The following is a 23316-nucleotide window of genomic DNA, read 5'->3' as shown; positions in this document are numbered from 1 at the left end:
GACGCGGCTCCCCTTGCCGTGCGGCTGAGAATTGGCCGCCGATGAGGGCGTCCGGTCAGCCGAGGATCTTGACGATCTCGTGGGCCAGCGGGACCGCCGAGGCGGGGTTCTGGCCGGTGAGGAGGGTGCGGTCCACTTCGAGGTGGGGGGCGAAGTTCTCCTCGCCCCTGCGGTAGTCCGCGCCCACGTCCGAGACGAGGCGGTCCTCCAGGAGCCACTTCGCCCGGTCGGCGAGGCCGTTCTGGATCTCCTCGGAGTTGGACAGGCCGGTCAGGCGGTAGCCGGCGAAGGGGGACTTGCCGTCGGCGTCCACCGTGGACAGCAACGCGGCCGGGCCGTGGCAGACCAGCGACACGATTCTGCCGGAGGCCAGCCAGTCGCCGAGCAGCCGGCCGGCCGCGGGGTCGTCGGACAGGTCCTCCATCGGGCCCCAGCCGCCGGGCACGAACACCGCGTCGTGGTCGTCGATGTCCACGTCCTCGATACGGACCGGGTTCGCCAGTTCGGTGGCCGCCGCGAGCGCGGCCCGCATCTGCCGCGCGCCTTCCTCGCCGCCGTTGAAGTCCGGGGTCAGGCTGAGCGCGTCGGCGGTCGGCGGGACGCCGCCCGGGGTGGCTGCCGCGATCTCGTAGCCGGCCTCCTTGAAGACGCCGTACGGGCCGATGGCCTCCTCGGCCCAGAAACCGGCGGGCTGCTCGAAGCCGTCGGCCAGGGTCCAGTGGTCGGCGGCGGTGACGAGGAAGAGGATCTTCGCCATGGTTTTCTCCCTGCGGGGTGGGTCGAGGGTGGTCAGTTGTCGTTCGCGGCCAGCTGGACGACGTGGCTGTCGGCGGCCTGGACCAGGTGGGTGAGCTTGCCGCCGCTCACCGTCCACAGGTGGATGAAGCGGGCGTCCGACTCGGCGCCGGACTTGGCGACCGCGTGGTAGTGGCCGCGGACGAAGACGTGTTCACCGGCGTCGTAGAACTCCTCGGCCACCCCGCCGAAGGAGGTGAAGCGGGGTGCGAGCCGGCCGAAGAAGTCGGCTCCGGCGCTCGCCCACGTCGTGTAGACGCCGCCGTGGGGGAAGCCGGGGGTGATGTCCCAGACGATGTCGGGGTCGATGACCTCGGCGACGACGTCCGGGGCCATGCCGGAGTCGTAGAGCCGGCGGACGAGGGCGACGTTCGGGGAATCGGACATGGGGGTGCTCCTCGATGATCTGCGGTGGGTGTCTCGGGCGGTGTCTCAGGCGGCGAGCGCGGCGCGGCCCGCCAGGAAGAACGCGGTCTGCCGGGCGACGCGGGCGCCGAGGCCCTCGGCGGTGGCGATGTCCGACGTGTGGACCGCCTCCGGGCCGGCGTCGACCGGGGTCTGGGCGCCGGCGCCGACGAAATAGCCGAGGCGGTTGACGTCGTCCTCGCCGCCCTCGGTGGAGGCCCAGCCCGGCTGCACGCCGAGGCTGATCCAGTGCATGCCGTGCTGGGCGGCCATCGTGAAGAAGTAGCCCAGGGTGGAGGACTTGTCGCCGTTCTTGGCACCGGAGTTGGTGAAGCCGGCGGCGATCTTGTCGGCCCAGGTCTGGGTGTACCAGCGCTTGCTGCTGGCCTCGGCGAAGGTGTGGAAGGCCGCGGACGCGGTGCCCATGTAGGTGGGGGCACCGAAGATGATCGCGTCGGCGGCGTCCAGCTGCGTCCACTGCTCGTCGGTGATGGAGTCCACGGGGACGGAGATCACCTCGGCACCGGCTTCTGCGGCACCGCGGGCCACGGCCTCGGCGAGGACGGCGGTGTGCCCGTAACCGGAATGGAAAGCGACGGCGACCGTGGGGCGGGAGGTGGACGACATGGGGTATTACTCCTGGAAAAGGATCGCGTGAATCGTGCTCTGGAAGCATGGCACGGAATTCTGCGGCGAAGGGAGGAAGGAATTGTCCCTGGCTTGGCCGCAATATCGGGAGGGCATGACGAAAACCGGAGTGCCCATTTCCGTCAGGCGGCGGCGTCGGACGCCGGTCCGTCCTGCTGGTGCACCGCCCAGGAGGAGAGGAAGCGCAGCCCCTCGTAGGCACGTGACTCGGGTTCGGCGGCCCAGACGACGAGTTGCTGGTCGGGGTCGGCCATGCAGGTGAGTGCGTCCCAGCCGAGGGTGAGTGCACCGGCGACCGGGTGGTTGAACGCCTTGGTGCCACCGGCGCGGGGTGCCACGTGACGGCCTCCCCACCACGCACGGAACTGGTCGTCGCTCACGGCCAGGTCACCCACGAGGGCGGTCAGCCGCCGGTCGTCGGGGCAGGCCGCGGCCTGCTGCCGCAGCACGGACACGGCGTTGCGGGCGGATTCCTCCCAGTCGGCGTACAGCGTCCGCATCGCCGGATCGGTGAAGAGCCGCCGGACGTAGTTGCGCCGCGACGGGGGGATTTTCGCGAAGTCGGTGTCGAACAGGGCGGCAGCCATCGGGTTCCACGCCAGGATGTCCAGGTACCGGCCCAGGATCATGCCGGGCGCCACGCTGAGCTCGTTCAGCACGGCACGCAGCCGGGGATGCGCCCTCTGCGGAGCGCGCCGCCGTGTCCCGCCGCCGCCCTTGCCCGCCAGCGCGAACAGGCGATCCCGTTGCTCGTCGTTCAGGTGCAGGGCGCGGACGAGCTCGGCCAGCACGGCTGTGGAGGGGGTGATGCGTCCCTGCTCCAGACGGGTGTAGTAGGCGGTGCTGATGGAGGCCAGTACGGCCACCTCGTCGCGGCGCAGGCCGGCCACGCGCCTCGGCCGGTCGGTTTCGGGCAGACCGACCGTGCGGGGGCTGAGCTCGGCCCTACGGTCCTTCAGGAATCGGCCCAGCTCCGCACGGTGCGCACTGCTGTTCATACCGACCAGTGTGCGCCGACCGCCATTCGGCTGGGTAGGACGGTTTTCTCCCTGGATACATCGCCCGCCGGGTGGAATTCTTCTCATTTACACAGGTCGTCGACGCTTCTGTATGCGCCATCGCCCATCGTCAAGGAATTCGGCACGTCCGGGTGACAGCGCTGCCCACTGCAGCACGAAAATGCACGATGAGAATCACGATGGAACTCCTGAAGCGGCCGCCGACCGGCAAGGGCCGGCCATCAGAGCGAACAGTCCGCCCGAGCCCGAGCCCCCGCCCGAGAAACGCATCAGGAGAAGAGACATGCGAGCCACCGTGATCCACGCCCCCGGCGACATCCGGGTGCAGGACGTCCCCGAGCCCGAGATCGTCAACCCCACGGATGCGATCATCCGCACCGTCGCCACCTGTGTGTGCGGCTCGGACCTGTGGCCGTACCGCGGTCTGGAGCCCGTCGGTGACCCGCACCCGATGGGGCACGAGTACGTCGGCATCGTCGAGGAGACCGGCAGCGAGGTCACCCACGTCAAGCCGGGTCAGTTCGTGGTCGGCTCCTTCGCCACCTCCGACAACACCTGCGCCAACTGCCGGAAGGGCTGGCAGTCCTCCTGCCTGAACCGCGAGTTCATGAGCACCTGTCAGGCCGAGTACGTGCGCATCCCCAACGCCCACGGCACCCTCGTCGCCACCGACGGGCACCCGGACGCCGAGCTGGTGCCCGGTCTGCTGGCCGTGTCCGACGTGATGGGCACCGGCTGGTGGGCCGCCCTGGCCGCCGAGGTCAAGCCGGGTTCGACGGCCGTGGTCGTCGGTGACGGCGCGGTGGGGCTCTGCGGTGTCATCGCCGCGAAGGAACTGGGCGCGGAGCGCATCATCGCCATGTCCCGCCACGAGTCGCGACAGAAGCTGGCCCTGGAGTTCGGCGCCACCGACATCGTCACCGAGCGCGGCGAGGCCGGCATCGCCCGGATCAAGGACCTCACGAACGGCATAGGCGCCGACTCCGTCCTGGAGTGCGTCGGCACCGCCGAGGCAATGAGCCAGGCCCTGCACTCCACCCGTCCCGGCGGCAACGTCGGCTTCGTCGGCGTGCCGCACGAGGTCGCCGTCGACGGCCTGGAACTCTTCTTCTCCCAGGTCGGGCTGCGCGGCGGCCCGGCTCCGGTGCGCCGCTACATGTCCGACCTGATCGAGCGGGTCCTGTCCGGCCGGATCGACCCGGGCAAGGTCTTCGACCTCACCCTGCCCCTGGAGCAGGTCGCCGAGGGCTACCAGGCGATGGACGAGCGCCGCGCCGTCAAGACCCTCCTCATGCCCTGACCCCGTTCGCCTCGTGGGCGTGAGCCGCCGACCGCGCTCACGCCCACGAGGGCACACCCCCGCCGCACGGTCGTACCCGCCCCGCTCCGCGCCGAGTCCGACGCGGTGGTCGTCAGCTGTCCAGTTCCTCCTCGATCGGCGGTTTCGGTACATCGCGCAGATGCTGGGACTGTCCCGGCCTGCCGCCCTCCCGGGCCTTCTCGGCACACTGAGCCGGGCTCGGACCCAGGTCGGAGCTGGGATCCACGCGCACCACCTCCTTCCCCCGCCGGATTCCCAAGGACAACGAGAAGCGCCGCGTCAACGCGCTGCGGACGCGCAGCCCACGCAGGTTTTCGCCGCCGGGCGGACTTCGAGGCGTCCCGTCGGGATCGGCTCACCGCACTGCTCGCAGCGCCCGTAGTCACCTCTGTCCAAACGCTCCACGGCGTCATCGAGCTCGTTCAGGTGCTCGCGGGCCTGGGACAGCAGGGCGGCGACGTGCGCACGCTCGAAGGCCGTGCTCGCCCCCTCCGGGTCGTGCTCGTCGTCGATGGGGACCAGGGCGTTCGCCTCGACGATCCCTTCGAACTCACGGCTCAGGGCGGATATCTGCCGCAGTGTGCCGGCACGGTCGGCCGCGAGCACCGCACGTATCGACTCACTCAGGGACGGAGGAAAGGCGGCATTGCCAGACGGATTGCTCATAAGGGGTGAAACCGCTTCACCCTGAGTCCCATTCCCGGTGCCTCAGCCGTGCCGTGGGCGGCCGCGCTCGTACTGCTTCGGCCACGGGACGTCGTCACGGAGCACGTGGGCCGCGCGGAGCGGCCAGGTCGGGTTGCGCAGCAGTTCGCGCGCGAGCATGATCGCGTCCGCCGAGCGGTCCACGAGGATCTGGTCGGCCTGCTCCGGTGCGGTGATCAGGCCGACCGCCGAGACGGGCAGGGCCGCGCCCTCGCGGACGGCTCGGGCGAAGGGAACCTGGTAGCCGGGCTCCACTTCGATGCGGGCGTTGTGGACGAGGCCGCCGCTGGTGACATCCACCAGATCGACGCCGTGGGCCACCAGGTGCCGCGACAGCTCGACCGTCTCCTCCGGTGTCCAGCCGCCGTCGGCCCAGTCCGTGGCCGAAAAGCGTACGAACAGCGGGCGGTCCTCCGGCCACTGCGCCCGTACGGCGTCGGTGACCTGGACGAGGAAACGGCTGCGTCCGGCGAGGTCACCTCCGTACTCATCGCCGCGGTGGTTGGACAGCGGTGACAGGAACTGGTGCAGCAGATAGCCGTGCGCGGCGTGGATCTCCAGGACCTCGAAGCCGGCTGCCAGCGCCCGCGCGGCGGCCTCGCCGAAAGCCCGGACCAGAGCGCGGATGTCGTCCGTGCCGAGTTCACGCGGGGCCGGCCAGTCCCCGAACGGCAGCGGTGACGGTGCCACCGTCTGCCATCCTCCGGCCTCCGGTTCGACGTACCCGCCACCCTCCCAGGGCGGTGCCGTCGACGCCTTGCGGCCGGCATGGGAGATCTGGATACCGGCGACGGCCCCCTGCCCGTGGACGAAGTCGGTGATCCGCTTGTACGCGGCGGCCTGCCCGTCATCCCAGATGCCGGCGTCGGAAGGGGTGATCCGGCCCTCGGGTTCCACCGCCGTGGCCTCCTGCATGACCAGGCCGGACCCGCCGCGTGCCATGGAGCCGAGATGGACCAGGTGCCAGTCCTGCGGATACCCGTCGACCGAGCTGTACTGGCACATGGGGGCCACCCAGACCCGGTTCGGGAAGGTCGTGCCGCGGAGGGTGAGCGGAGAGAAGAGACGACTCATCGGAGCCTCGCAGGGGACGTGGGACGCCGGATGCCCCGCAGCCGGGCGCGCCGTGACGGCCTGGGCTCCGGCGGGCACCCCTCACGGCGGGACGCACTCGAGTACCCGGCCGCTCGTGCCACAACCACGGCCCGCGGTGCTCACCCACGCGGCTGTCCCGGTACCTGACGGTCCCGGGCCGTGTCCGGGTCGGGCGGCATACCTCCGACGACGCCGACGCGCGCCGACACCGTCCGCGACCGTTCGGGACGAGCGTCCGCCGCGCGACGTGGGTTCCCCGGCGCCGCGCGACGTGAGTTCCCCGGCGCCGCGCGGCGCGGGTGTCACCCGGCGTTCAGCGGTCGAGCGGCTCGTAGTCGAACCAGTCGAAGTGGACCGCGCCCGACGAGGCGAACATGCCGAGAACCCGTCCGGTGAAGCCCCCGGCGACCTCGGTGGACAGGTAGCGGCCGTCGAGCGCGGCGAGTTCGGCGAAGGCGCCGTCCGGTTCCTCGATGCCGAGGGTGACGGTGTCGGGGCCGGTGCGTGCGTCCGTCAGGGTTTCGACGGCGGCCGTCTCGACGCGCAGGACGACGGGTCCGGGGGGCACCGGCCGGGAGGCCACCACCGTGCTCACCGAGCCGATCCGGGCGAGGACCCGCACCTCTCCGGACGCGGCCTCGATGTCGTAGTGGTGCCGCTCGTCGAGTCGGACGGCCAGGCCGCCCCGCCCCTCGCCCACGTCGACCAGGATGCGCGCCCGGCAGGACAGGTGCTGCTGCCGCCGCCCGAGGAAGGTGACGTCGGTGTCGTCGAGGGATGCGCCGCGGGCGCGCAGGGTGAGCCAGCCGGGCCGTTCCTTCGTGGTGCAGTCCTCCGGGGGACGGTGGCGCAGCGACACCCAGTGCGGCGCGAGCGCGCTGAGGTCGAAGTCCTCGCGGACCGGGGTGACCGTCACCGGCTGGAGCGGCCACCTCGGTGCGGGGGCCCGCAACGAGAGTTCGCCGACGACCGGCCAGCCGTCGGCCCAGTCGACCCGCACCAGGAAGGTCTCTCTGCCGAGCACGTGCCAGCCGGGGGTGCCGCCGCGCGGCCGTACTCCGAGCAGCACCATCCACCACGAGCCGTCCGGTGCCTGCACGAGGTCCGCGTGGCCGGTGTTCTGGATGGGGTGCTCGATGCCGCGGTGGGTGATGATCGGGTTGGCCGGGCAGGGCTCGAAGGGGCCGTCGGGGGTGCGGCTCCGGGCGATCGAGACGCCGTGGCCCCGCTCGGTGCCCCCCTCTGCGATCAGCAGGTACCAGTAGTCGCCGATCCGGTACAGGTGGGGCGCCTCCGGGGCCTTGGCGCCGGGCGACCCGGACCATACCTTGCGGACGGGGCCGAGGGTCTCGCCGGTGCGGGGATCGAGGCGGACCTGGCCCACGCCCGCGACCGTGCACCAGCAGGTGCCGTCCTCGTCCCAGGCGAGATCCGGGTCGATGCCGGGGACCCCGGGCAGCCGCACCGGATCGGACCAGGGGCCTGCCGGGTCGGTGGCCGTGAACAGCATGTTGCCGTCGCTGCTGACGTTCGTGACGATCAGCCAGAACCGGCCGTCGTGGTGGCGCAGCGTGGGCGCGTAGACACCGCCCGAGGAGCGCGAGTCGAGCGGCAGACGCAGCTGGCCGGGCCGGTCCAGCGCGTTGCCGATCTGGGACCAGTGCACCAGGTCGCGGCTGTGGAAGACCGGGACGCCGGGGAAGTACTCGAAGCTGGAGCACGCGATGTAGTAGTCCTCGCCCACCCGGCAGATGCTCGGGTCGGGGTGGAAGCCGGGGATCACGGGATTGCTGAAGGTGGTGGCGCCCGTCTCGGGCAAGCTCGACACCCTGATCAAGTCCTCTCATTCATGGCGCAGTTGCACGAACGCGATCGAATAGGCCGGCACGGAGCTGATCGTGGTGGCGTTCTTCGGCCTCGGTGACGAGGGTCGTCGCCATGCCGGGGATCTCGGCCCGGGGGCTGCCCGGCGGGTCCGCTGGGCTGTCGCCGGTCGGGGGTGGTGCGGGTGTACCCGGTGATCGCCGCGGCGTTGCACACGCCGTCGTCCTCCGCCCGGTCGCCGCGGTCGTGTCGCGCGGCGCTCCCGTCGGTTTGTAGCACCCGGGCACGCTTCCCGCGGTGGGCGCGGCCGGAGGCCGAGCCGGGACGGAGCGTCGAGGACGACCAGACGGTGCATCCGGCCATTCTGACCCCGCGAAGCCCGGCGGGCCAGCGGTTGTCGGGGTCGACGGAGCGCCGCCCCGCCCGCAGGCGCCGCTCGTGCGGCGTCGCCAGGTCGACGATCTCGAACCCGGGGACGTGCTCCTCGGGCGGGTTGAAGTCGAGCCGGAGGATGCCGCCGTCCGGCCGGGCCGCACCGCCGGCACGGTCCACGGAAGGCACCGGCATCTCCGCGTGTCGCCGATTCACCATGCTGCGTCGTCAGCGCATCTCGTCTGCCTGCGGTTTCGCGGCGGGAGACGGCGCCCGCCGCCACCTCGCCGACGCCCGCGGACTGTTCGGCGCGGCTCCCTCAGGAGTGGGCGCTGACCACACCCCCGGCGCTGAGCACGACGTAGACGCGGTCGATCTCGACACCGGCGTCCCGTCCGTTCGCGTCCATCGTGCCGGACACACCGCCGGCGTCGCCGAGGATCCGCGCGCGGTAGTGGTCCTCGCCGGCCTTCGTGACCTTGGCCGTCCAGCCGCCCATGAGCTCGAAGGTGCCCGGCCCCTGGTGTCCGCCGCCCATCCAGGCCTCGACCCGGCCGTCCTTGGTGAGCACCAGGAACATGTCGTTGGCGTCGAGCCCGGCGTCCCGGTGCTTCGCCTCCATCGTGGCCAGGACGTCACCGTGGTGCACGAGCTTGAGCAGGTAGTGCTGGGCACCGAGCCGGCGGATCTCGGCCTTGCTGCCGTCGGGCAGGGTCTGGGTGCGGACCGGGGACGCCGTCCTGGGCGTGGCGGCAGCGGCGGCGGTGCGCCGCGCGGCGGTCGTCTGCGTGCGCATACCGCTTTGGGCCTCGTCCGCGGTGGTCTCGGCCCGGCCCGCGCCGGACGTGGCCGCGGAGACGTTCTTCGTCTGCCCGGCGGCGTCCTTGCCCCCGCTCTGACAGGCGGTCAGGGACAGTGCCGCCGCGGCGGCGACGGCGAGCAGGGCGGCGGAACGGGCGGTACGGCGGGCACGGCACGTGGTCATGTGAAAATCCCCCATCGACTGGTCAGGTCGTGTTTCGCTGTTGCACCCCGTGAGACGGCCCCTGGGCGGGCGTCGTTCACCCGGGCCTGTCCGCGTTCGGTAACGGGAGAGCACACTCCGGCCGCCCGGCTGAGTACGCCTACTCATGCCGCCCCGCACCTGGCCGGGGACGATGGGCGGTGTCGGCGGGCGGACGGGAGACGGGGCCATGGGCAGATTTCTGGGGGCGGTGGTGGCCGTCGTGGCGGCCGGGGCCGCGCTGGTGCTCGCGTACGTCGCGGGGGCACCGCCCACGGTGGTGCTCACCGTCGGGGCGGGCGCGCTGAGCCTGTTGTGGCTGCTGCTCCTGCTCACGGTTCCCTGGAACCTGTACTTCCGCGCGCACGCGGTGCTCGCCGAGACGGCGGTCAGCCGTGCCAAGGGCATGGAGATCCCCCCGGCCCGGGACGCCGAGGCCGCGCGCATCGCCCGTACGATGCTGCGGGTGGCGGTCGCGGGGCACCTCCTGACGGCCGGGGCCGTGGTCGCGGTCGCCTGGGCGAGCCGTGAGTTCACGGGCTACTGGTTCGCCGGCTTCTTCCTGCTGAGCACCCTGTTCCGGCCGGCCGGCGCGTACTTCGCGCAGCTGAGGCGGCGTCTCGGCACCCTCCTGAGGGAGGTCACGTTCCCGCGGGACGACGTCGTCGAACTGCACCTGCGGCTGGACCGGGCCGAGGCCGGGACACGGGTCCTGGAGGAGAAGGCGGAGGAACAGTACCGGGCCCTGGCCGAACTGCGCCGCAGCGTGGACGCGCTGGCGATGAGCACGTACGAGCGGGCCGAGGAGACGGACCGCAGGATCGCCGCGCTGGGCCGGGAGTTCGAGTCCACCGTGAACCGTCTCACCGACAACCAGGAGATCATCGCGGGCGTGAAGGCGTTCCTGCGACTGCTGCGCTCCCCCGACCCGGCCGACGGCACCCCGGTCTCCGGCTGTGGGGGGTCCGGTGACTGATCCTGTGCCGACCGGCGGTGTCGTTGTGGACGCCGACGAAGCGGCCGCGCGGTGGGTGGGGTGCCTGCGGCCGGAGGAGGTCGCCGAGCGGCTGCGCGGGGTCGGTGTGCCCTGGTGCGTGGCGGCGGGGTGGGCGCTGGACCTGTTCCGTGGCCGGCAGTCAAGGCCGCACGGGGACCTGGAGATCGCGATTCCCGCGGCGGGCTTCCCCGAGGTCCGGGAACGCTTCGCGGAGTACGCGTTCGACGCCGTGGGGTCGGGACGGATCTGGCCGGAGGCCGGGGCGGACGTCCTCGCGGCCACGCGCCAGACCTGGGTACGGGATCCGGCGAGCGACCGGTACCTCTTCGACGTGTTCCGTGAGCCGCACGAGGGCGGAACGTGGATCTTCCGGCGGGACGTGCGGCTGCGGTTGCCGTACGAGGCGGTTGTCGCGTGGAGCGCGGACGGGATCCCTTACCTGGTACCGGAGTTGGTACTGCTGTTCAAGGCGAAGGACTCGCGGGCCAAGGACCACGCCGACTTCGCGGGGGTGCTGCCGCTGCTGGGTCGGACGCGGCGTGACCTGCTCGGCGGGTGGCTGGCGCTCGTGCATCCCGGGCATCCGTGGCTGGCGGAACTGGCACGGCGCTGACGCGGGTGCGGCGCGAGTGCGGGCGGGTGGGTGTGCCGGGCCCCTCGGGGCCGCCGGGGAGGCGGCTTCGAGGGGCTGCGGGTGGTGCGGTCCGCCGGGGGGCTCAGGGGCTGCGGCGGCGCGCCGGGGCGCGTGAGGCGGACTTGGGCTCTCTGGGCAGGTGTTCGGGCTTCGCCTTGGGTCGTGCCGTGTCCTCGGCGTCCTCGGTGTCGAGCACCCCGTCGCCGTAGAGGTCCTGCAGCCAGTTGCTCTGGTAGATGGTGTCGAGGTAGCGCTCGCCGAGGTCCGGTGCGATGGCCACCGCGGTCAGGTCGGAGGTGCCGTGGCGGGACAGCCAGTCCGTCGCGCCGCTGACCACCGTGCCGGTGGAGCCGCCGAACAGGAAGCCGTGCCTGGCCATGCGGTGGCACATCCGGATGGTGTCCGGCTCCTCGACGCGGATCACCTCGTCCACGAAGGACTCGTCGAGCAGCGGCGGGCGCATGCTCATGCCGAGGCCCGGGATCATCCGGCGGCCCGGTTCGCCGCCGAACGCCACCGAACCCGCCGCGTCCACGGCGACGATCCGCACCGGCCGGTGCCACTCCCGGAAGTAGCGGGCGCAGCCCATCAGGGTCCCGGTGGTGCCCGCCCCGACGAACAGGACGTCCAGTTCCGGGAACCGGCGGGCGATCTCCGGCGCGGTGGTGCGGTAGTGCGCCGACCAGTTGCCGGGGTTGGTGTACTGGCTGAGCCAGACGTATCTGTCGTCCGAGGCGCACAGGTTGCGGACGTACTCGATGCGGGTGCCCAGGAAGCCGCCGTTGGAGTCCTGGTCGGCCACGATGTGCACATCGCTGCCGAGTGCCTCCATCAGGAGCCTGGTCGACAGGTTGCAGCGGGAGTCCGTCACGCACAGGAACCGGTAGCCCTTGCTCGCGGCGATCATGCTGAGCGCGACTCCCAGGTTCCCGGACGAGGACTCGACGAGGACGGAGTCCGCTGTCAGGAGTCCGTCGCGTTCGGCGCTCTCCACCATCTCGTTCGCGGCCTTCAGTTTGATGGATCCGGCGAAGTTGAAGGCCTCGCACTTCAGATAGAGCGCGTGTCCGCAGATGGACTCCAGGTCGACGAAGAGATCGCCCTCGTTGAAGGCGTGGGGAGCGGAGATGACAGGCACGGCGGGCCTCCTGGTGCCGGGCCGAGGACGACGGTCTCAGCCGTACCGGCGCAGTTCGTGGAAGAAGTCATCGATGAGACGCAGGTCTCCCGACCGGGACACCTCGTCGTAGACGTACTTGCCGACGGCGAGATCGAGGACGCCGAGTCCGAAGGGCGAGAAGATCACCGGGCGGTCGGGCGGCGGGGCGGCCCGGCCGGACATGACGTCGCCGAGGGTCCCGTTCAGGAAGTCCCGGTCGCCGGTGAGCTGTTCGGCCAGGTGGGGCGACGTGTCGGCCTTCAGGCAGTGGTCGACGTCGTCGACGAAGTTGGCCGCGCCCAGCAGGATTTCGGGGGCGAGGTCGCGCAGCGAGACGTGCAGGACCAGCGGGTTGTGGGTGAACCAGGCGGGGTCGGTGACATGGGGCCGGCCCGCGATGGTGGCGAAGACCACGAGGTCGCTGCCGCGGACCAGGTCCTCGGCGCTGTCGTGGACGGTGATCCGGGCGGCGCTGCCGGTCCCCCGCAGGTAGCCGCTGAAGCCGGCGGCGCTGTCGGCGGACAGGTCGTGCACGCCGACCTCGTCGAAGTCCCAGCCGGTACCGGCCAGGAAGGTGTGGATGTACCGGGCGATCAGGCCCGTGCCGAAGAAGCCGACGCGGGTGGGGCGGGAGCGGCCGCGGCTGAGCCAGTCGGCGGCCAGGGCCGCGGAGGCGGCCGTCCTGGTGGCGCTGATGATCGAGCTCTCCAGGCAGGCGAACGGGTAGCCGGTGTCGTGCTCGTTGAGGATGAGCACCGCGGACGCCCGCGGCAGTCCGGCGCTCACGTTGTCCGGGAAGCTGGAGATCCACTTCAGTCCGTCCACCTGGACCGGGCCGCCCAGGGAGGCCGGCAGCGCGATGATCCGCGAGCTGGGCCGGTCGGGGAAGCGCAGGAAGTACGACGGCGGGTTGACGGAGTCGCCGGCGTCGTGCAGCCGGTAGGCGGCCTCGACCAGTTCCACGAGCTGTTTCTCGCGCCCGTCCAGCGCACGTTGCACCTGCTCACCGGTGATCACGGCGAACGTCGGCAGGTGCCCCGGTGCGGGTACGGGGGACGCGGTGGCCGTCGGCAGTGTGTCGGTCATCGCTCGCTCGCCTCCAGGGCAGGGCAGTCCTCGGCCGGCCGTACGGGCTCGCCCATGCCGACGAGGACCTGCCGGTCTCCGCTGAACGCCTCCCGGCTGTGCGCGGTGCGGATGTTGTCCACCAGCAGCAGGTCGCCGGGCTGCCAGGGGTCGCGCCGGGTGTGCGCCTCGTAGGTGGCGTTGATGGTCCCGACGACGTCCTCGGGGATCGGGGAGCCGTCGCCGTGCCGGGTGTTGAAGGGCAGTCCGTCGGCGCCGTAGACGTCCACCAGGTATTCGCGCACCTCGGGGGCGAGCGTCCACTCGTTGAGGAAGGCGATCTGGTTGAACCAGCAGCGCCGGCCGGTGACCGGGTGCCGGACGACGGCGTTGCGGCGCTGCTCGGTGCGCAGGGTGCCGTCGGGCTGCCAGGTGAAGTCGATGGCGTTCGCCCGGCAGTAGCGCTCGATCTCGGCGCGGTCGCCGGTGCCGAAGGACTCCGTGAGGCTCGCGCCGATCTCGTCGTTGTAGGTGCGGGTCAGGATCCAGCCCTCCCGCTCGAACCGTTCGGTGAGGCCGCTGGGCAGTGCCCGCAGGACCTCCTCGGCGTCGGCCAGCGCCGTCGCCCCGCCCCGCTCGGGCGCGGTGAGGCAGGCGAACAGCATCAGGCCGGGCACCTGGACGGAGTAGCTCAGCTCGTGGTGCATGCACATCGGCTGGTTGGCCGGCCAGGGCGTGGACGAGTAGAGCCCCCGGCCGTGCGCCTCGCGGGGGGCGAAGGCCTCCTGCTCCGTCATGAGGTCACCGGCCAGCCCGGTGAAGACGGCGGCCGTCCGGCCGGCGTCCCGCAGCCCGAGGCCGCGCACGAGCAGCGCGCCGTGTTCGGTGACCTGGGCGCGGAGCGCGTCGCGGTGCTCGGCCGCCCACTTCGGGGCGTCGTCGGGCGGTTCGACGCGCAGCAGTGCGGGTCTGTCGGGCCGCAGCTCCACGTCGAGGGGTGATGCCAGGGAGGAGGACGGCATCTCGGGTTCCTTTCGGTCGACCGCCTGGGGTGTGACGGGTCGGGACGTCGGACGTCGGTCAGGAGGAGGCGAGGGGGAGGACGGTGTCCAGGACGGCGCGTGCCGCCTCGGCGGGCCGGGTGCGGGTGAAGTGGTGCCCGCCGGCGGCGAGTTCGTGGAGCTCGACGTGATCGGCGAGGAGCTGCCAGTCCCGGTGCCGGCGGTCGTGGCCCGCGGTGTGCGGGTCGTCGGCGGCGACGACCACCGTCATCGGTGCGGACAGCCTGACCGGTGGCGGCGTCCGGAGGGCCGCGAGGAAGTAGTGGTGCGCCGAGAGGCAGTCGTGGCGGTAGGCGGCGGCGATGTGCTCGGCGTGCCGGGGGTTCAGCTCGGCGAGTTCGGCGTGGCCGCCGTCGGCGGCCAGTCGCGCCGCGATCTCGCGGTCGCTGCGGGCCGTCAGTTCGCCGACGGCGGCCTGCCGTTCGGCCGCGGTGCCGAGCAGGTGGGCGCCGAGGAAGACCCGTGCCACCTGTACGCCCCGCTGCTGGAGCCGCCTGGCCGTCTCCACGGCGGGCGCGGCTCCCGACGAGTGTCCCCACAGCATGACCCGGGTCAGGCCGCGTGCCGCGATCTCCGCGGCGACCCGTTCGGCGACCTCCTCGATCGGGGCGAAGGGTTCGGGAGGTGCGGCGAGGTTGTGGCCGGGCAGGTCCACGGCGAGCACCGTCAGGCCGCTGTCGGCCAGCGCGCTCGCCATCGGCTGGTAGTTGACCGCGTTGCCGCCCGCGTACGGGAAGCAGACCAGGGCGTTGTCCGGTCCCCCGCTCCCGCCCGAGAGGGAGAGCAGCAGTTCCGGCCGGGGCCGGGCCGCCGTGCCCGCCAGCAGGGCGGCCAGGTCGGCGAGGACCGGGTGGCGGGTGATGTCCTTGAGGGAGACCGCGCGGTCCAGCGCGAGGCTGAGCTTGACCGCGGTGAGGGAGGTGCCGCCGGAGTCGAAGAAGTGGTCCGTGCGGCCGATCCGCTCCTCGGGGACGCCGAGCAGTTCGGCCCAGACCGCGGCCAGCCGCCGTTCGGCCGGGCTCAGGTCGCCCGCGGACGGCTCGGCGGGCCGGGACACCTCCTCGGCCTGCCTCGTCAGGGCCTTGCGGTCGATCTTGCCGTTGGGCGTCAGCGGCAGGCTCTCCCGCCAGTGGAAGGCCGAGGGCACCATGTAGTCGGGCAGGGTGGCGGCGAGCGCCTCCCGCAGCCGCTCAGCGGGCCGCCGTTCGCCGCTGTGGAAGGCGATCAGGTGCTTGCCGCCTCCGCCGCGTTCGGCGACGACCACCGCGCCGTCCCGGACTCCGGCCACGCGCAGCAGCGCGTTCTCGATCTCACCGATCTCGATCCGGAAGCCGCGGATCTTGACCTGGCTGTCCCGGCGGCCGAGGAACTCCAGTTTGCCGCCGGGGTGCCAGCGCCCCCAGTCGCCGCCCAGGTAGAGCCGTTCCCCGGGCCGGTAGGGGTCGGTCCGGTAGGCCTCCCGGGTGCGCTCGGGGTCGTTGACGTATCCGCGGCCCACGCAGACGCCGGAGAACGCGATCAGTCCCGGGGCGCCCAGCGGCAGCAGCGACAGGTGCTCGTCCACGACGTAGACCCGGACGTTGCCGACGGGCCGGCCGAGCAGCACCCGGTCGGGCACCTCGCGGAGCAGTTCGTGGTTGGTGTCGTCGGACGTCTCCGTCAGCCCGTAGGCGTTGAGCAGCCCGATGCCCGGCTGGACGGCGAGCCAGCGCTGGACCAGCTCGCGTTTGAGCGCCTCGCCGGTCACCGACACGCAGCGCAGGTCGGGCAGCGGGCGCGGATTGCGCTCCAGGTAGGAGACCACGACCTCCAGGTACGACGGCACCAGCTGCGCCACGCCGACCCGGCCGCTCTCCAGGGTGTCGACGAACCGCGCCACGTCCGTGATCACGTCCTGCTCGACCAGCAGGGTCCGGCCGCCCACCAGGAGCGGGGCGAGGAGCTGCCACAGGGAGATGTCGAAGCACTGCGGGGCGGTCTGGGCGACGACGCAGCCCTCTCCGATCGCCAGGTCGTCGATCTTGGCGTGGAGGTGGTTGAGCATGCCCGCGTGCTCGCACATCGCGCCCTTCGGCTCACCGGTGGAGCCGGAGGTGAAGTAGATGTAGGCGAGTTGGCCGGGGTCGACGGGGATGCCGGGGTCGTCGTCGGCGTGCGGTTCGGTGTACGCCTCCTCGACCGGCAGCTTCCGGGTCCCCGGCAGGCCGGCCAGGGCCTCGTCGAGGGTGCCGGTGGGGCCGGTCCCGGTCAGGACCAGCCGGCAGCCGGCCCGGGAGAGGGTCGCGGCGATCCGGCCGGCCGGGAAGTGCGGTTCGATCGGCAGGTAGACACCGCCGGCCTTGAACACGGCGAGCACCGCCGCCGGCCAGTCGAGGGTGCGCTCGGTGACGACGGCGACCACGCCCTCCCGGTCCAGGCCCCTCGCCAGCAGCGCCCGCGCCAGCCGGTTCGCCCGCCGGTTGAGTTCGTCGTACGTCCACTCCCGGCCGCCGTGCACGGCCGCCACCGCCTGTGGGTGCGCCCGCACCCGCTGTTCGAACAGTTCGTGGGCCCGGGCGTCGGGCAGCGGCCGGTGCGGACCCGCCATGCCGTCGAGCTGTTCGCGCCGTTCCTCGGCGGACAGCAGACTCTGCCGGGTGTGGTCGGCGTCCGGGTCGGCGGTCATCAGGCGCAGGGCCGTCAGGTGGTAGCCGCCGATCCGGGCCGCCGCCGCGGTGTCCAGTACGTCGGTGCGGTGCCGCAGGCGCAGGGTGAGCCGTCCGGCCCGGTCGGACCAGCGCACGTGCAGGGAGCCGGTGTCGGCGTGGGCCGCGTCGGTGTCGAGGGGGCCGGACACGATCTCGTACGGCGGCCCGGTCAGCCCCAGTTCCCGGCGCAGCTTCTCCACCGGGAAGTTCTGGTGGGTCAGCACCTCGGTCTCGGCCGAGCGGGCGGCGGTCAGCAGGGCGTGCCAGGAGCCGGCGGGTACGGACGTCCGGCAGGGCAGCGGTTCGGCGGACGTGCCGGTGCTGTGACCGGTGACCACCTCCGGCTCACCGGACAGTACGGCCAGCACCTTGAGATGCGCGGCCAGCAGCAGGGTGCCGACCGGCAGTGCGCGGTGCGCGGCCAGGGCCCGCAGCTCCGCGGTCAGGTCGTCCGGCACCGGTATCTCGTGCTCGTCCGTTCCCGGGGCGGGCGTCCCGTGCCCGGCCGTGCCCGGCGCCGGCTCCGCCGTCCACCGGGGCACGGTGGTGACACCGCCGGCGGTCAGTGTCCGGCTCCAGAACTCCCGGTCCGTTTCCACGCGCGTTCGCATCGAATGGCCTTCCTCAACTCACGGTCGCCGCGGCGGCGTCGGTGGTCGGCGTCGCCCGGCCCGGGCCGGCGGGCCGGCTGTCGGTCTCGGGCATGTCGACCGCGGGATTGCCGCCCCACCGGGCGTTCGGGGGGACTTCCTCGCCCTTCATCAGGAAGGCGTCGGGTGCCAGTACGGAGCCGTCGCCCATGGTCACGCCGTAGTGCACGTGGGCGGCGACGCCCAGCGTGCAGCGGGCGCCCAGGGTGGTGCCGTCGGACTTGAAGGTGCCGTCCTCCTGGGAGTGGCACTGGATCTTGCTGCCGGCGTTGAGGGTGCACTCGTCGCCGATGGTGGTGAGGGTCCGCTCGGTCAGGTAGCAGCCGTCGTCGAAGACCCTGCTGCCGATGCGCACGCCGAGCAGCCGCCACACCAGGCTCTTGTAGGGGGTGCCGTTGAAGATGTTGAGGAAGTGGTCGGGTACCTTCCACAGCCGCTCGTGCCACCAGAAGTACGGTTCGTAGATGGAGCACAGCCGGGGGCGCAGCGCCCGGAAGGAGGCGAGGTAGCGCTCCACGAGGATGTAGTACGCGGTGGAGAAGACGAGCGTGAACGCCAGGTACCCGGCGATCACCACATGGCCGAGCACGCCGTACAGGTCCACGGAGGCGAGGCCGAACAGGGTGAGCCAGAAGGTGTGCAGCCAGCGCACGAACAGCATGAGGGCCATCGAGCGCAGGTTGTAGCGGTTCTTCGCGGCGAGCCGGCGTCGCAGGGTGTCGCCGGTCCTGAAGTGGTCGAAGCGGGTGTCGCGGTCCACCGAGCGGGGGATCTCGAAGCACGGGGAGCCGAGCAGTCCGACGCCTTCCCGGACCTCGCCGTCGAGGGGGATCATCACCTTGGTCGCGAGCAGGCAGTTGTCGCCCGTCCGGCCGCCCGCCGGGTAGGCGATGTTGTTGCCCAGGAAGTTGTGCGGTCCGATCGAGACCCTCGACAGCCGGAAGGACGTGCTGGAGAAGTCGGCGTTGAGGATGGAGAGGCCGTCGGCCACCATCGTGCCGCTGCCGACGGTGACCAGCAGGGGTGTCTCGTGCTGCACCTCGGTACCGAAGTTCGACCCGGTCTGCTCGACCTGGGACAGGTCGTATCCGAGACCGCGGAGGTAGAACACGATGTAGGAGCTGTCGCCGAAGAGCCAGGCGAAGAACTTGACGTTCGTCATCCGGGCCGTGGCACGGTGCAGCGCGTAGTGGGGTCCGTAGAGCGGGTAGGTCCGGTCGGGCCTGACGACCAGGCCGAGCAGGCGCGGGAGCGTGTACAGGGCCAGCAGTCCGAGGACGACGAACCCGAAGAACAGGGCGAGGGAGAGCAGCAGGGCGTCGGAGAGCAGTTCCGGCCAGGACAGCGCGGTCGTGGTCGGGTCGAGGCGCTTGCCGATCGCCGGGATCTGGGTGAACAGCATGTAGATGCCGCCGACGGCCAGCGGGATGTACAGGACGAACAGCTGCACCAGGGTGCTCAGGCCGAACCAGAAGCGGCGCGCGGTGCCGCAGTCGGCCGGTGCGACCCTGACGTAGTCGGTCGCCGTCGGCTCCGCGGGTGAGCCGTGCCAGTGCTCGCCGTCCGGGACGGTCTGGCCGCGGTGCAGCGCGGACGAGTGACCGAGCTGGGCTCCGTGGCCCATCGCCGTGTCGATGTCGAGGACGGTCTTCTCGCCGACGAAGACGTCCGTGCCGAGGGTGATCCGGCCGGTCTGGATGTGTCCCGCGCGCGCCCGGTAGCCGAGGAGGAAGGTGTCCTTGCGGATGACGGTGCCCGCGCCGATCGTCAGCAGGTCGGTGCAGACCGGGACGGAGTGGGTGAGGATCGTGACGCCCTTGCCGATCCGGGCGCCGAGGGCCCGCAGGTACAGCACGTACAGCGGGGTCCCGGTGAGGAAGACCATGGGGTTGGCGTGGATCAGTACCTTGACGAGCCAGAAGCGCAGGTACGTCAGGCTCCAGACGGGGAACTCGGCGGGTCGCCAGCGGCCGACGAGGAGCCATTTCGCGGCGATGGGGAACGCGCACAGCGCCGCGAACGCGGCGCCTCCGAAGAGCAGCGACCGCAGGTAGACGTCGGCGAGGCCCTTGCCGGTGGCTATCCACTCGTAGCCGGTGGCGGTGACGTATCCGGAGACGAGGGAGTAGCCGAGGAAGGCCAGCAGCTGGAGGGTTCCGCACAGCAGGTGGTCCCAGCGCTTGTGGCGCGGGCCGGGGTCCGGGGCCGGCTCGGGGGCCGGCGGGGCCGGTGGCGCGTCGGTGGGCGCGGTCGCGCCGAGAGCGGCTGCCAGGCTCCGGATGGTGGGGTGCCGGTAGATGTCCTTCATGGTCGGCGACGGCATGTCCGGCTGCTTGCGTACGCGCGCGCAGAACTGGGCCATGACCAGGGAGTTGGCGCCCAGGTCGGTGAAGAAGTGGCCGTCGACGGGGACGTGCCCGGTGTCGAGGAGGCCCGCCAGGGCCTGCGCGAGGCGCTGCTCGATCGGGGCTGGGCCGGGGCGCGTGTCGGTCAGGGCGACGGCAGGTTCGTCCGGCTCCGACACGACCTCGGAGGACTGCTCCACCATGCGATCTCCTGAAGAACGTCAATGTTCCTGATCACGAACCGGCGGATTCAGTTTGTCCGGATAGCGGCTTTGCCTGCCACTTGTCACGGTGAGGGGAGAGGGTGCCGCGAAGGAGCCGTCAGGCCTGTATTTCCCTGCTTTCCCGCCCGCACGGGGAACGCGCGAATCACCCGATCGGCGGCCCCCCGGGCGGTGCCCGCCACGCGTCGGCGCCGGGGTCGTCCGGCGCCGGCGCGTCGCCTCACACGGCGGTGGCGTCCGTGGCGGCGGTCTCGGCCGCCGCGATGGCGACGAACCGGCGGATGGCCTCCACGGGCATGTCGAGGCCCTCGGAGGCGGCGCGCTCGTCACCGAACACCTGCACCGCCTCGGCGACGGCGACCGCCAGTTCGGCCTCCGCCTTGCGGAGCTTGCCCTCGGCCTTGTCCACGGTGTCCACCACCGTCAGCTGGCGGCGCTGCTTCTCCTGGAGCCGCTGCTTGCGGGAAAGCGTCTTGTCAGAGTTCTGCACAGTCACGACCAAGATCATATGCAGCGGCGCGCGTGCCGTGAAATCGCCAAGTCCTTCTTCGCCGTGCCCGGTTCGGAGCCAGGGCGGCCCGGCGTCAGGCCGTCAGTGTCGCCCACACCGCGTGGCCGCTGGTGAGCCGCGACCGGTCGACGCCCCAGGAGTCGGCGAGCTGCTCGACGAGGAGCAGCCCCCGGCCGCCCTCGTCGTCGGGACCGGGCTCACGGCGGGGCAGGCTCCGGCGCGAGTAGTCGTGGTCGTGGACCTCCAGCCGCAGGCACCCCTCGGACACCAGGCCCATGCCGCACAGGATCCGCACACTGAGCGTGTGGATGACGGCGTTGGTGGCCAGTTCGGACACGAGCAGCACCGCGTTCTCGCAGAGTTCCCGCGACAGCCCCCAGTCGCTCAGGCGGGTCCTCATGGAGCGGCGGGCGACCCTGACGCTGGAGCGGTGCGAGGGCAACTCGATCCAGTGCGCCCGATCGGGAGCGGCGATGTCCAGCAGGTCACGGGGGGAGATCGTGTGGGGGGACACGGTGGCTGCCTTCCGTAAGGCGGGGGTGCGCGGCGAGGAGCGGGCAGTGCGCAGCGACGTCCGCACGGGAGCGGGGCGTTGCCCGTGCAGTGGACGCGACTGACTCAAGTAACTATGCGCGCATCCGAGTTCAGGCTGCAACCGACTCCCTGATAATTTCAGAATGCCGGTATCGGTCTGGTCGCTGCACCAAGTGCCTGTCACACTCGGTGTGGTGACGGATCCTCAGGAGGTAAGGGCGTGAGCGAAGGCCGTTCGAACGCGGGCAGCGCCAGTGCGCCCACCGTTCTGCGCATGATCCTGGGCCGCAGGCTCCAGGAGCGGCGCCAGGGCGCCGGTGTGTCACTGGAGGACGCCGCGCGGGCGCTTCGGGTCACCCCGCTGACCATCCGCCGCCTGGAGAAGGCGGAGGTCGCCCTCAAGCCCCTGTACGTCGAGAAGCTGCTCCAGACCTACGGTGCCGACCGGCAGGAGCTGGACGAGTTCGTCGCCTTCGCCGAGCGGGCCAACGAGCCCGGCTGGTGGCACACGTACCGTGACGTACTGCCCACCTGGTTCAGCGCCTACGTGAGCCTGGAGACCGGGGCGTCGACGCTGCGCACCTACGAGCCGCAGTACGTCACGGGGCTGCTGCAGACCCACGCCTACGCACGCCACGTGCTCAGCGGCGGCTTTCCCCACGAGAGCGACGAGGACCTGGCACGGCGGGTGAATCTGCGGCTGCGCAGACAGGCCCTGCTGGAGCGGCCCGACGCGCCCACCCTGTGGGTGGTGATGGAGGAGGCCGTCCTGCACCGGGTGGTCGGCGGCCCCGAGGTGATGCGGGAGCAGATCGAACGGCTCCTGGAGGTCTCCGAACTGAAGCACGTCAGCGTCGACGTCGTCCCGTTCACCGCCGGCGCCCACATGGGCGCGTGCGCCCCGTTCACCTACTTCCGGTTCGCGGAGCCCGAACTGCCGGACGTCGTCTACAGCGAGATCCTCTCCGGCGCGATGTACCTGGACCAGCGCTCCGACGTCGTGGCGCACCTGGAGGCGCACAACCGCATGTCCCTGCTCACTTCCGACGCGCAGAGCAGGGCGCTCCTGAACCGCATGCGCAAGGAGTACTCATGACCATCATCGACGGCAGCGCCCACGACGTGTACAACGGCATGCCCGCATCGGACCTCGGCGAGCAGGGCTGGGAGTCGCCCTGGAGCGGCCCCAACGGCGGCCAGTGCGTGCAGACGAAGCAGCTCGCCGACGGCAGGATCGCGCTGCGGCAGTCGACCGATCCCGCGGGGCCCGCGCTGATCTACACCCCGGAGGAGATCACCGCGTTCGTCGCGGGGGTCAAACGGGGCCTCGCAGACCACTTGACCACCGGCTGACCCCTCCCCCTCGCAACCCCCTGGAAAGGTTCATGATGAGCAACTCGCCCGCGGCGCGGGACATCGACACCAGCAGGCCCCACTCCGCCCGCATGTACGACTACTACCTGGGCGGCAAGGACCACTTCGACGTCGACAAGGTGGCGGCCGAGACGGTGGCGGCCGCCTACCCGGGCATCTTCGTCTGCGCCCGGGAGAACCGTGCCTTCATGCACCGCGCCACCCGTGTCCTCGCCCGCGAGCACGGCATCCGGCAGTGGCTCGACATCGGCACCGGCATCCCCACCGAGCCCAACCTGCACCAGGTCGCCCAGTCCGTGGTCCCCGACGCACGGGTGGTGTACGCCGACAACGACCCGCTGGTCCTCAAGTACGCCGAGCGGCTGATGCGCAGCACGGCGGAGGGCCGGACGACGTACATAGAGGCGGACGTCAACGACCCGCAGACGCTGCTCGACGCCCCCGAACTCGCGGAGATCCTGGACCTCGGGCAGCCGGTGGCGCTGTCCCTCAACGCCCTGATGCACTTCGTGACGGACGCGCAGGACCCGTACGGCATCGTGAGCCGGCTGCTGGACGTCCTCCCTTCGGGCAGCGCGCTGGCGCTGAGCCACTGCACGCCCGACTTCGACCCCGCGACCTGGCAGAAGGTCACCGACATCTACAACAGCGCCGGCACGCCCGTGCAGTTCCGCTCGCGCGCGGACGTGACGCGGTTCTTCGCCGGGCTCGACCTGCTCGACCCCGGCGTCTCGGTGGGCCACCGCTGGCGCCCGGACACCGAGCCGACCGCCACCGACGCGGAGGTCAGCCTGTGGACCGGGGTGGGCATCAAGCCGTAGGACCACTGCGAGGGGGGAAGGGCCCCTGGGCTGTCGTACCGCATGGGGGTGCGGTACGACAGCCCGG

22 protein-coding genes are annotated in these 23316 nt (G+C 71.7%); 6 read left to right on the top strand and 16 right to left on the bottom strand.

Translation table 11 applies throughout. The features are described 5' to 3' along the window. Positions 1 to 55: 55 nt before the first annotated feature. The 4 genes from AB0G52_RS16910 to AB0G52_RS16895 all read right to left on the bottom strand — a co-directional run bounded on the left by AB0G52_RS16910 (position 56) and on the right by AB0G52_RS16895 (position 2846). Positions 56 to 757, bottom strand: coding sequence for a type 1 glutamine amidotransferase domain-containing protein (locus tag AB0G52_RS16910; RefSeq protein ID WP_361337076.1), 702 nt, complete (start codon positions 755 to 757; stop codon positions 56 to 58). 32 nt (positions 758 to 789) lie between these two features. Continuing rightward, positions 790 to 1182 carry a nuclear transport factor 2 family protein gene (locus AB0G52_RS16905; RefSeq protein WP_361337074.1) on the bottom strand — a complete coding sequence of 131 codons (393 nt, stop codon included), beginning with the start codon at positions 1180 to 1182 and terminating at the stop codon, positions 790 to 792. Positions 1183 to 1227: 45 nt separating this feature from the next. After that, complete coding sequence (locus AB0G52_RS16900; protein ID WP_361337072.1) at positions 1228 to 1827, bottom strand: flavodoxin family protein; 600 nt, start codon at positions 1825 to 1827, stop codon at positions 1228 to 1230. A 143-nt stretch (positions 1828 to 1970) separates the two neighbouring features. Further along, positions 1971 to 2846 carry a helix-turn-helix transcriptional regulator gene (locus AB0G52_RS16895; protein WP_361337070.1) on the bottom strand — a complete coding sequence of 292 codons (876 nt, stop codon included), beginning with the start codon at positions 2844 to 2846 and terminating at the stop codon, positions 1971 to 1973. 304 nt (positions 2847 to 3150) lie between these two features. On the opposite strand from AB0G52_RS16895, the gene AB0G52_RS16890 reads away from it, so the two are divergent. Continuing rightward, on the top strand, positions 3151 to 4167 hold the full coding sequence (locus AB0G52_RS16890) for a zinc-dependent alcohol dehydrogenase family protein (protein ID WP_361337068.1): 1017 nt from the start codon (positions 3151 to 3153) through the stop codon (positions 4165 to 4167). A 112-nt stretch (positions 4168 to 4279) separates the two neighbouring features. Here the strand turns inward: AB0G52_RS16890 and AB0G52_RS16885 are convergent, their stop codons facing one another. From AB0G52_RS16885 to AB0G52_RS16865, 5 genes are all read right to left on the bottom strand, one after another. Further along, the gene (locus AB0G52_RS16885; protein WP_361337066.1) at positions 4280 to 4414 is read right to left on the bottom strand and encodes a hypothetical protein; all 135 of its coding nucleotides are present in this window, start codon (positions 4412 to 4414) and stop codon (positions 4280 to 4282) included. 53 nt (positions 4415 to 4467) lie between these two features. Beyond that, positions 4468 to 4854, bottom strand: coding sequence for a TraR/DksA C4-type zinc finger protein (locus tag AB0G52_RS16880; protein WP_132888079.1), 387 nt, complete (start codon positions 4852 to 4854; stop codon positions 4468 to 4470). A 42-nt stretch (positions 4855 to 4896) separates the two neighbouring features. Continuing rightward, positions 4897 to 5967, bottom strand: coding sequence for an NADH:flavin oxidoreductase/NADH oxidase (locus tag AB0G52_RS16875; protein ID WP_132888078.1), 1071 nt, complete (start codon positions 5965 to 5967; stop codon positions 4897 to 4899). 334 nt (positions 5968 to 6301) lie between these two features. Continuing rightward, positions 6302 to 7816: a glycoside hydrolase family 43 protein gene (locus AB0G52_RS16870; RefSeq protein WP_361337064.1), complete on the bottom strand. Its 1515-nt coding sequence runs from the start codon at positions 7814 to 7816 to the stop codon at positions 6302 to 6304. A 687-nt stretch (positions 7817 to 8503) separates the two neighbouring features. Beyond that, positions 8504 to 9169 carry a hypothetical protein gene (locus AB0G52_RS16865; RefSeq protein WP_361337062.1) on the bottom strand — a complete coding sequence of 222 codons (666 nt, stop codon included), beginning with the start codon at positions 9167 to 9169 and terminating at the stop codon, positions 8504 to 8506. Between the two features lie 208 nt (positions 9170 to 9377). Between AB0G52_RS16865 and AB0G52_RS16860 the strand changes: the two genes are divergently transcribed. Continuing rightward, positions 9378 to 10163 (top strand): hypothetical protein, encoded by a 786-nt coding sequence (locus AB0G52_RS16860; RefSeq protein WP_132888076.1) that lies wholly within the window; start codon positions 9378 to 9380, stop codon positions 10161 to 10163. Next, a complete protein-coding gene (locus AB0G52_RS16855; protein WP_132888075.1) occupies positions 10156 to 10797 on the top strand; it encodes a hypothetical protein in 642 nt (213 codons plus the stop codon). The genes AB0G52_RS16860 and AB0G52_RS16855 overlap by 8 nt, the downstream gene beginning before the upstream one ends. Positions 10798 to 10900: 103 nt before the next feature. Here the strand turns inward: AB0G52_RS16855 and sbnA are convergent, their stop codons facing one another. From sbnA to AB0G52_RS16820, 7 genes are all read right to left on the bottom strand, one after another. Then, positions 10901 to 11956, bottom strand: a complete 1056-nt coding sequence (gene sbnA, locus AB0G52_RS16850) for a 2,3-diaminopropionate biosynthesis protein SbnA (protein WP_361337060.1) — start codon at positions 11954 to 11956, stop codon at positions 10901 to 10903. A 36-nt stretch (positions 11957 to 11992) separates the two neighbouring features. Beyond that, entirely contained in the window at positions 11993 to 13063 is a 1071-nt protein-coding gene (gene sbnB, locus AB0G52_RS16845) for a 2,3-diaminopropionate biosynthesis protein SbnB (protein WP_361337058.1), read from the bottom strand. Beyond that, complete coding sequence (locus tag AB0G52_RS16840; protein ID WP_361337056.1) at positions 13060 to 14064, bottom strand: TauD/TfdA family dioxygenase; 1005 nt, start codon at positions 14062 to 14064, stop codon at positions 13060 to 13062. The genes sbnB and AB0G52_RS16840 overlap by 4 nt, the downstream gene beginning before the upstream one ends. A 58-nt stretch (positions 14065 to 14122) precedes the next feature. Next, on the bottom strand, positions 14123 to 17401 hold the full coding sequence (locus AB0G52_RS16835; protein ID WP_361337054.1) for an amino acid adenylation domain-containing protein: 3279 nt from the start codon (positions 17399 to 17401) through the stop codon (positions 14123 to 14125). 13 nt (positions 17402 to 17414) lie between these two features. After that, positions 17415 to 19988 carry a Pls/PosA family non-ribosomal peptide synthetase gene (locus AB0G52_RS16830; protein WP_361337052.1) on the bottom strand — a complete coding sequence of 858 codons (2574 nt, stop codon included), beginning with the start codon at positions 19986 to 19988 and terminating at the stop codon, positions 17415 to 17417. A gap of 241 nt (positions 19989 to 20229) precedes the next feature. Beyond that, positions 20230 to 20505, bottom strand: coding sequence for a hypothetical protein (locus AB0G52_RS16825; RefSeq protein WP_361337050.1), 276 nt, complete (start codon positions 20503 to 20505; stop codon positions 20230 to 20232). Positions 20506 to 20593: 88 nt separating this feature from the next. Next, on the bottom strand, positions 20594 to 21034 hold the full coding sequence (locus AB0G52_RS16820; protein ID WP_132888068.1) for an ATP-binding protein: 441 nt from the start codon (positions 21032 to 21034) through the stop codon (positions 20594 to 20596). Positions 21035 to 21274: 240 nt separating this feature from the next. Here AB0G52_RS16820 and AB0G52_RS16815 point away from each other — a divergent pair, with 240 nt between their 5' ends. From AB0G52_RS16815 to AB0G52_RS16805, 3 genes are read left to right on the top strand one after another with little or no spacing between them, the layout of a single operon-like run. Continuing rightward, complete coding sequence (locus AB0G52_RS16815; RefSeq protein WP_132888067.1) at positions 21275 to 22150, top strand: Scr1 family TA system antitoxin-like transcriptional regulator; 876 nt, start codon at positions 21275 to 21277, stop codon at positions 22148 to 22150. Next, positions 22147 to 22407: a DUF397 domain-containing protein gene (locus tag AB0G52_RS16810; protein ID WP_132888066.1), complete on the top strand. Its 261-nt coding sequence runs from the start codon at positions 22147 to 22149 to the stop codon at positions 22405 to 22407. The genes AB0G52_RS16815 and AB0G52_RS16810 overlap by 4 nt, the downstream gene beginning before the upstream one ends. A 35-nt stretch (positions 22408 to 22442) precedes the next feature. Then, a complete protein-coding gene (locus tag AB0G52_RS16805; protein ID WP_361337114.1) occupies positions 22443 to 23249 on the top strand; it encodes an SAM-dependent methyltransferase in 807 nt (268 codons plus the stop codon). The last annotated feature ends 67 nt before the right edge of the window (positions 23250 to 23316 follow it).

Origin of the sequence: Streptomyces sp. NPDC021562, from assembly GCF_040640875.1 — a bacterium.
GTDB lineage: Bacteria > Actinomycetota > Actinomycetes > Streptomycetales > Streptomycetaceae > Streptomyces.
The sequence above is the reverse complement of the archived record's forward strand: the minus strand, read 5'-3'. Positions and strand labels throughout refer to the sequence as shown.

Coding starts and splice junctions, on each gene's coding strand:
- AB0G52_RS16810 (WP_132888066.1), top strand. CDS start 22,147: ATGACCATCATCGACGGCAGCGCCCACGACGTGTACAACGGCATGCCC.
- AB0G52_RS16840 (WP_361337056.1), bottom strand. CDS start 14,064: ATGCCGTCCTCCTCCCTGGCATCACCCCTCGACGTGGAGCTGCGGCCC.
- AB0G52_RS16905 (WP_361337074.1), bottom strand. CDS start 1,182: ATGTCCGATTCCCCGAACGTCGCCCTCGTCCGCCGGCTCTACGACTCC.
- AB0G52_RS16830 (WP_361337052.1), bottom strand. CDS start 19,988: ATGGTGGAGCAGTCCTCCGAGGTCGTGTCGGAGCCGGACGAACCTGCC.
- AB0G52_RS16895 (WP_361337070.1), bottom strand. CDS start 2,846: ATGAACAGCAGTGCGCACCGTGCGGAGCTGGGCCGATTCCTGAAGGAC.
- AB0G52_RS16805 (WP_361337114.1), top strand. CDS start 22,443: ATGAGCAACTCGCCCGCGGCGCGGGACATCGACACCAGCAGGCCCCAC.
- AB0G52_RS16835 (WP_361337054.1), bottom strand. CDS start 17,401: ATGCGAACGCGCGTGGAAACGGACCGGGAGTTCTGGAGCCGGACACTG.
- AB0G52_RS16865 (WP_361337062.1), bottom strand. CDS start 9,169: ATGACCACGTGCCGTGCCCGCCGTACCGCCCGTTCCGCCGCCCTGCTC.
- AB0G52_RS16860 (WP_132888076.1), top strand. CDS start 9,378: ATGGGCAGATTTCTGGGGGCGGTGGTGGCCGTCGTGGCGGCCGGGGCC.
- AB0G52_RS16890 (WP_361337068.1), top strand. CDS start 3,151: ATGCGAGCCACCGTGATCCACGCCCCCGGCGACATCCGGGTGCAGGAC.
- AB0G52_RS16875 (WP_132888078.1), bottom strand. CDS start 5,967: ATGAGTCGTCTCTTCTCTCCGCTCACCCTCCGCGGCACGACCTTCCCG.
- AB0G52_RS16900 (WP_361337072.1), bottom strand. CDS start 1,827: ATGTCGTCCACCTCCCGCCCCACGGTCGCCGTCGCTTTCCATTCCGGT.
- AB0G52_RS16880 (WP_132888079.1), bottom strand. CDS start 4,854: ATGAGCAATCCGTCTGGCAATGCCGCCTTTCCTCCGTCCCTGAGTGAG.
- sbnB (WP_361337058.1), bottom strand. CDS start 13,063: ATGACCGACACACTGCCGACGGCCACCGCGTCCCCCGTACCCGCACCG.
- AB0G52_RS16910 (WP_361337076.1), bottom strand. CDS start 757: ATGGCGAAGATCCTCTTCCTCGTCACCGCCGCCGACCACTGGACCCTG.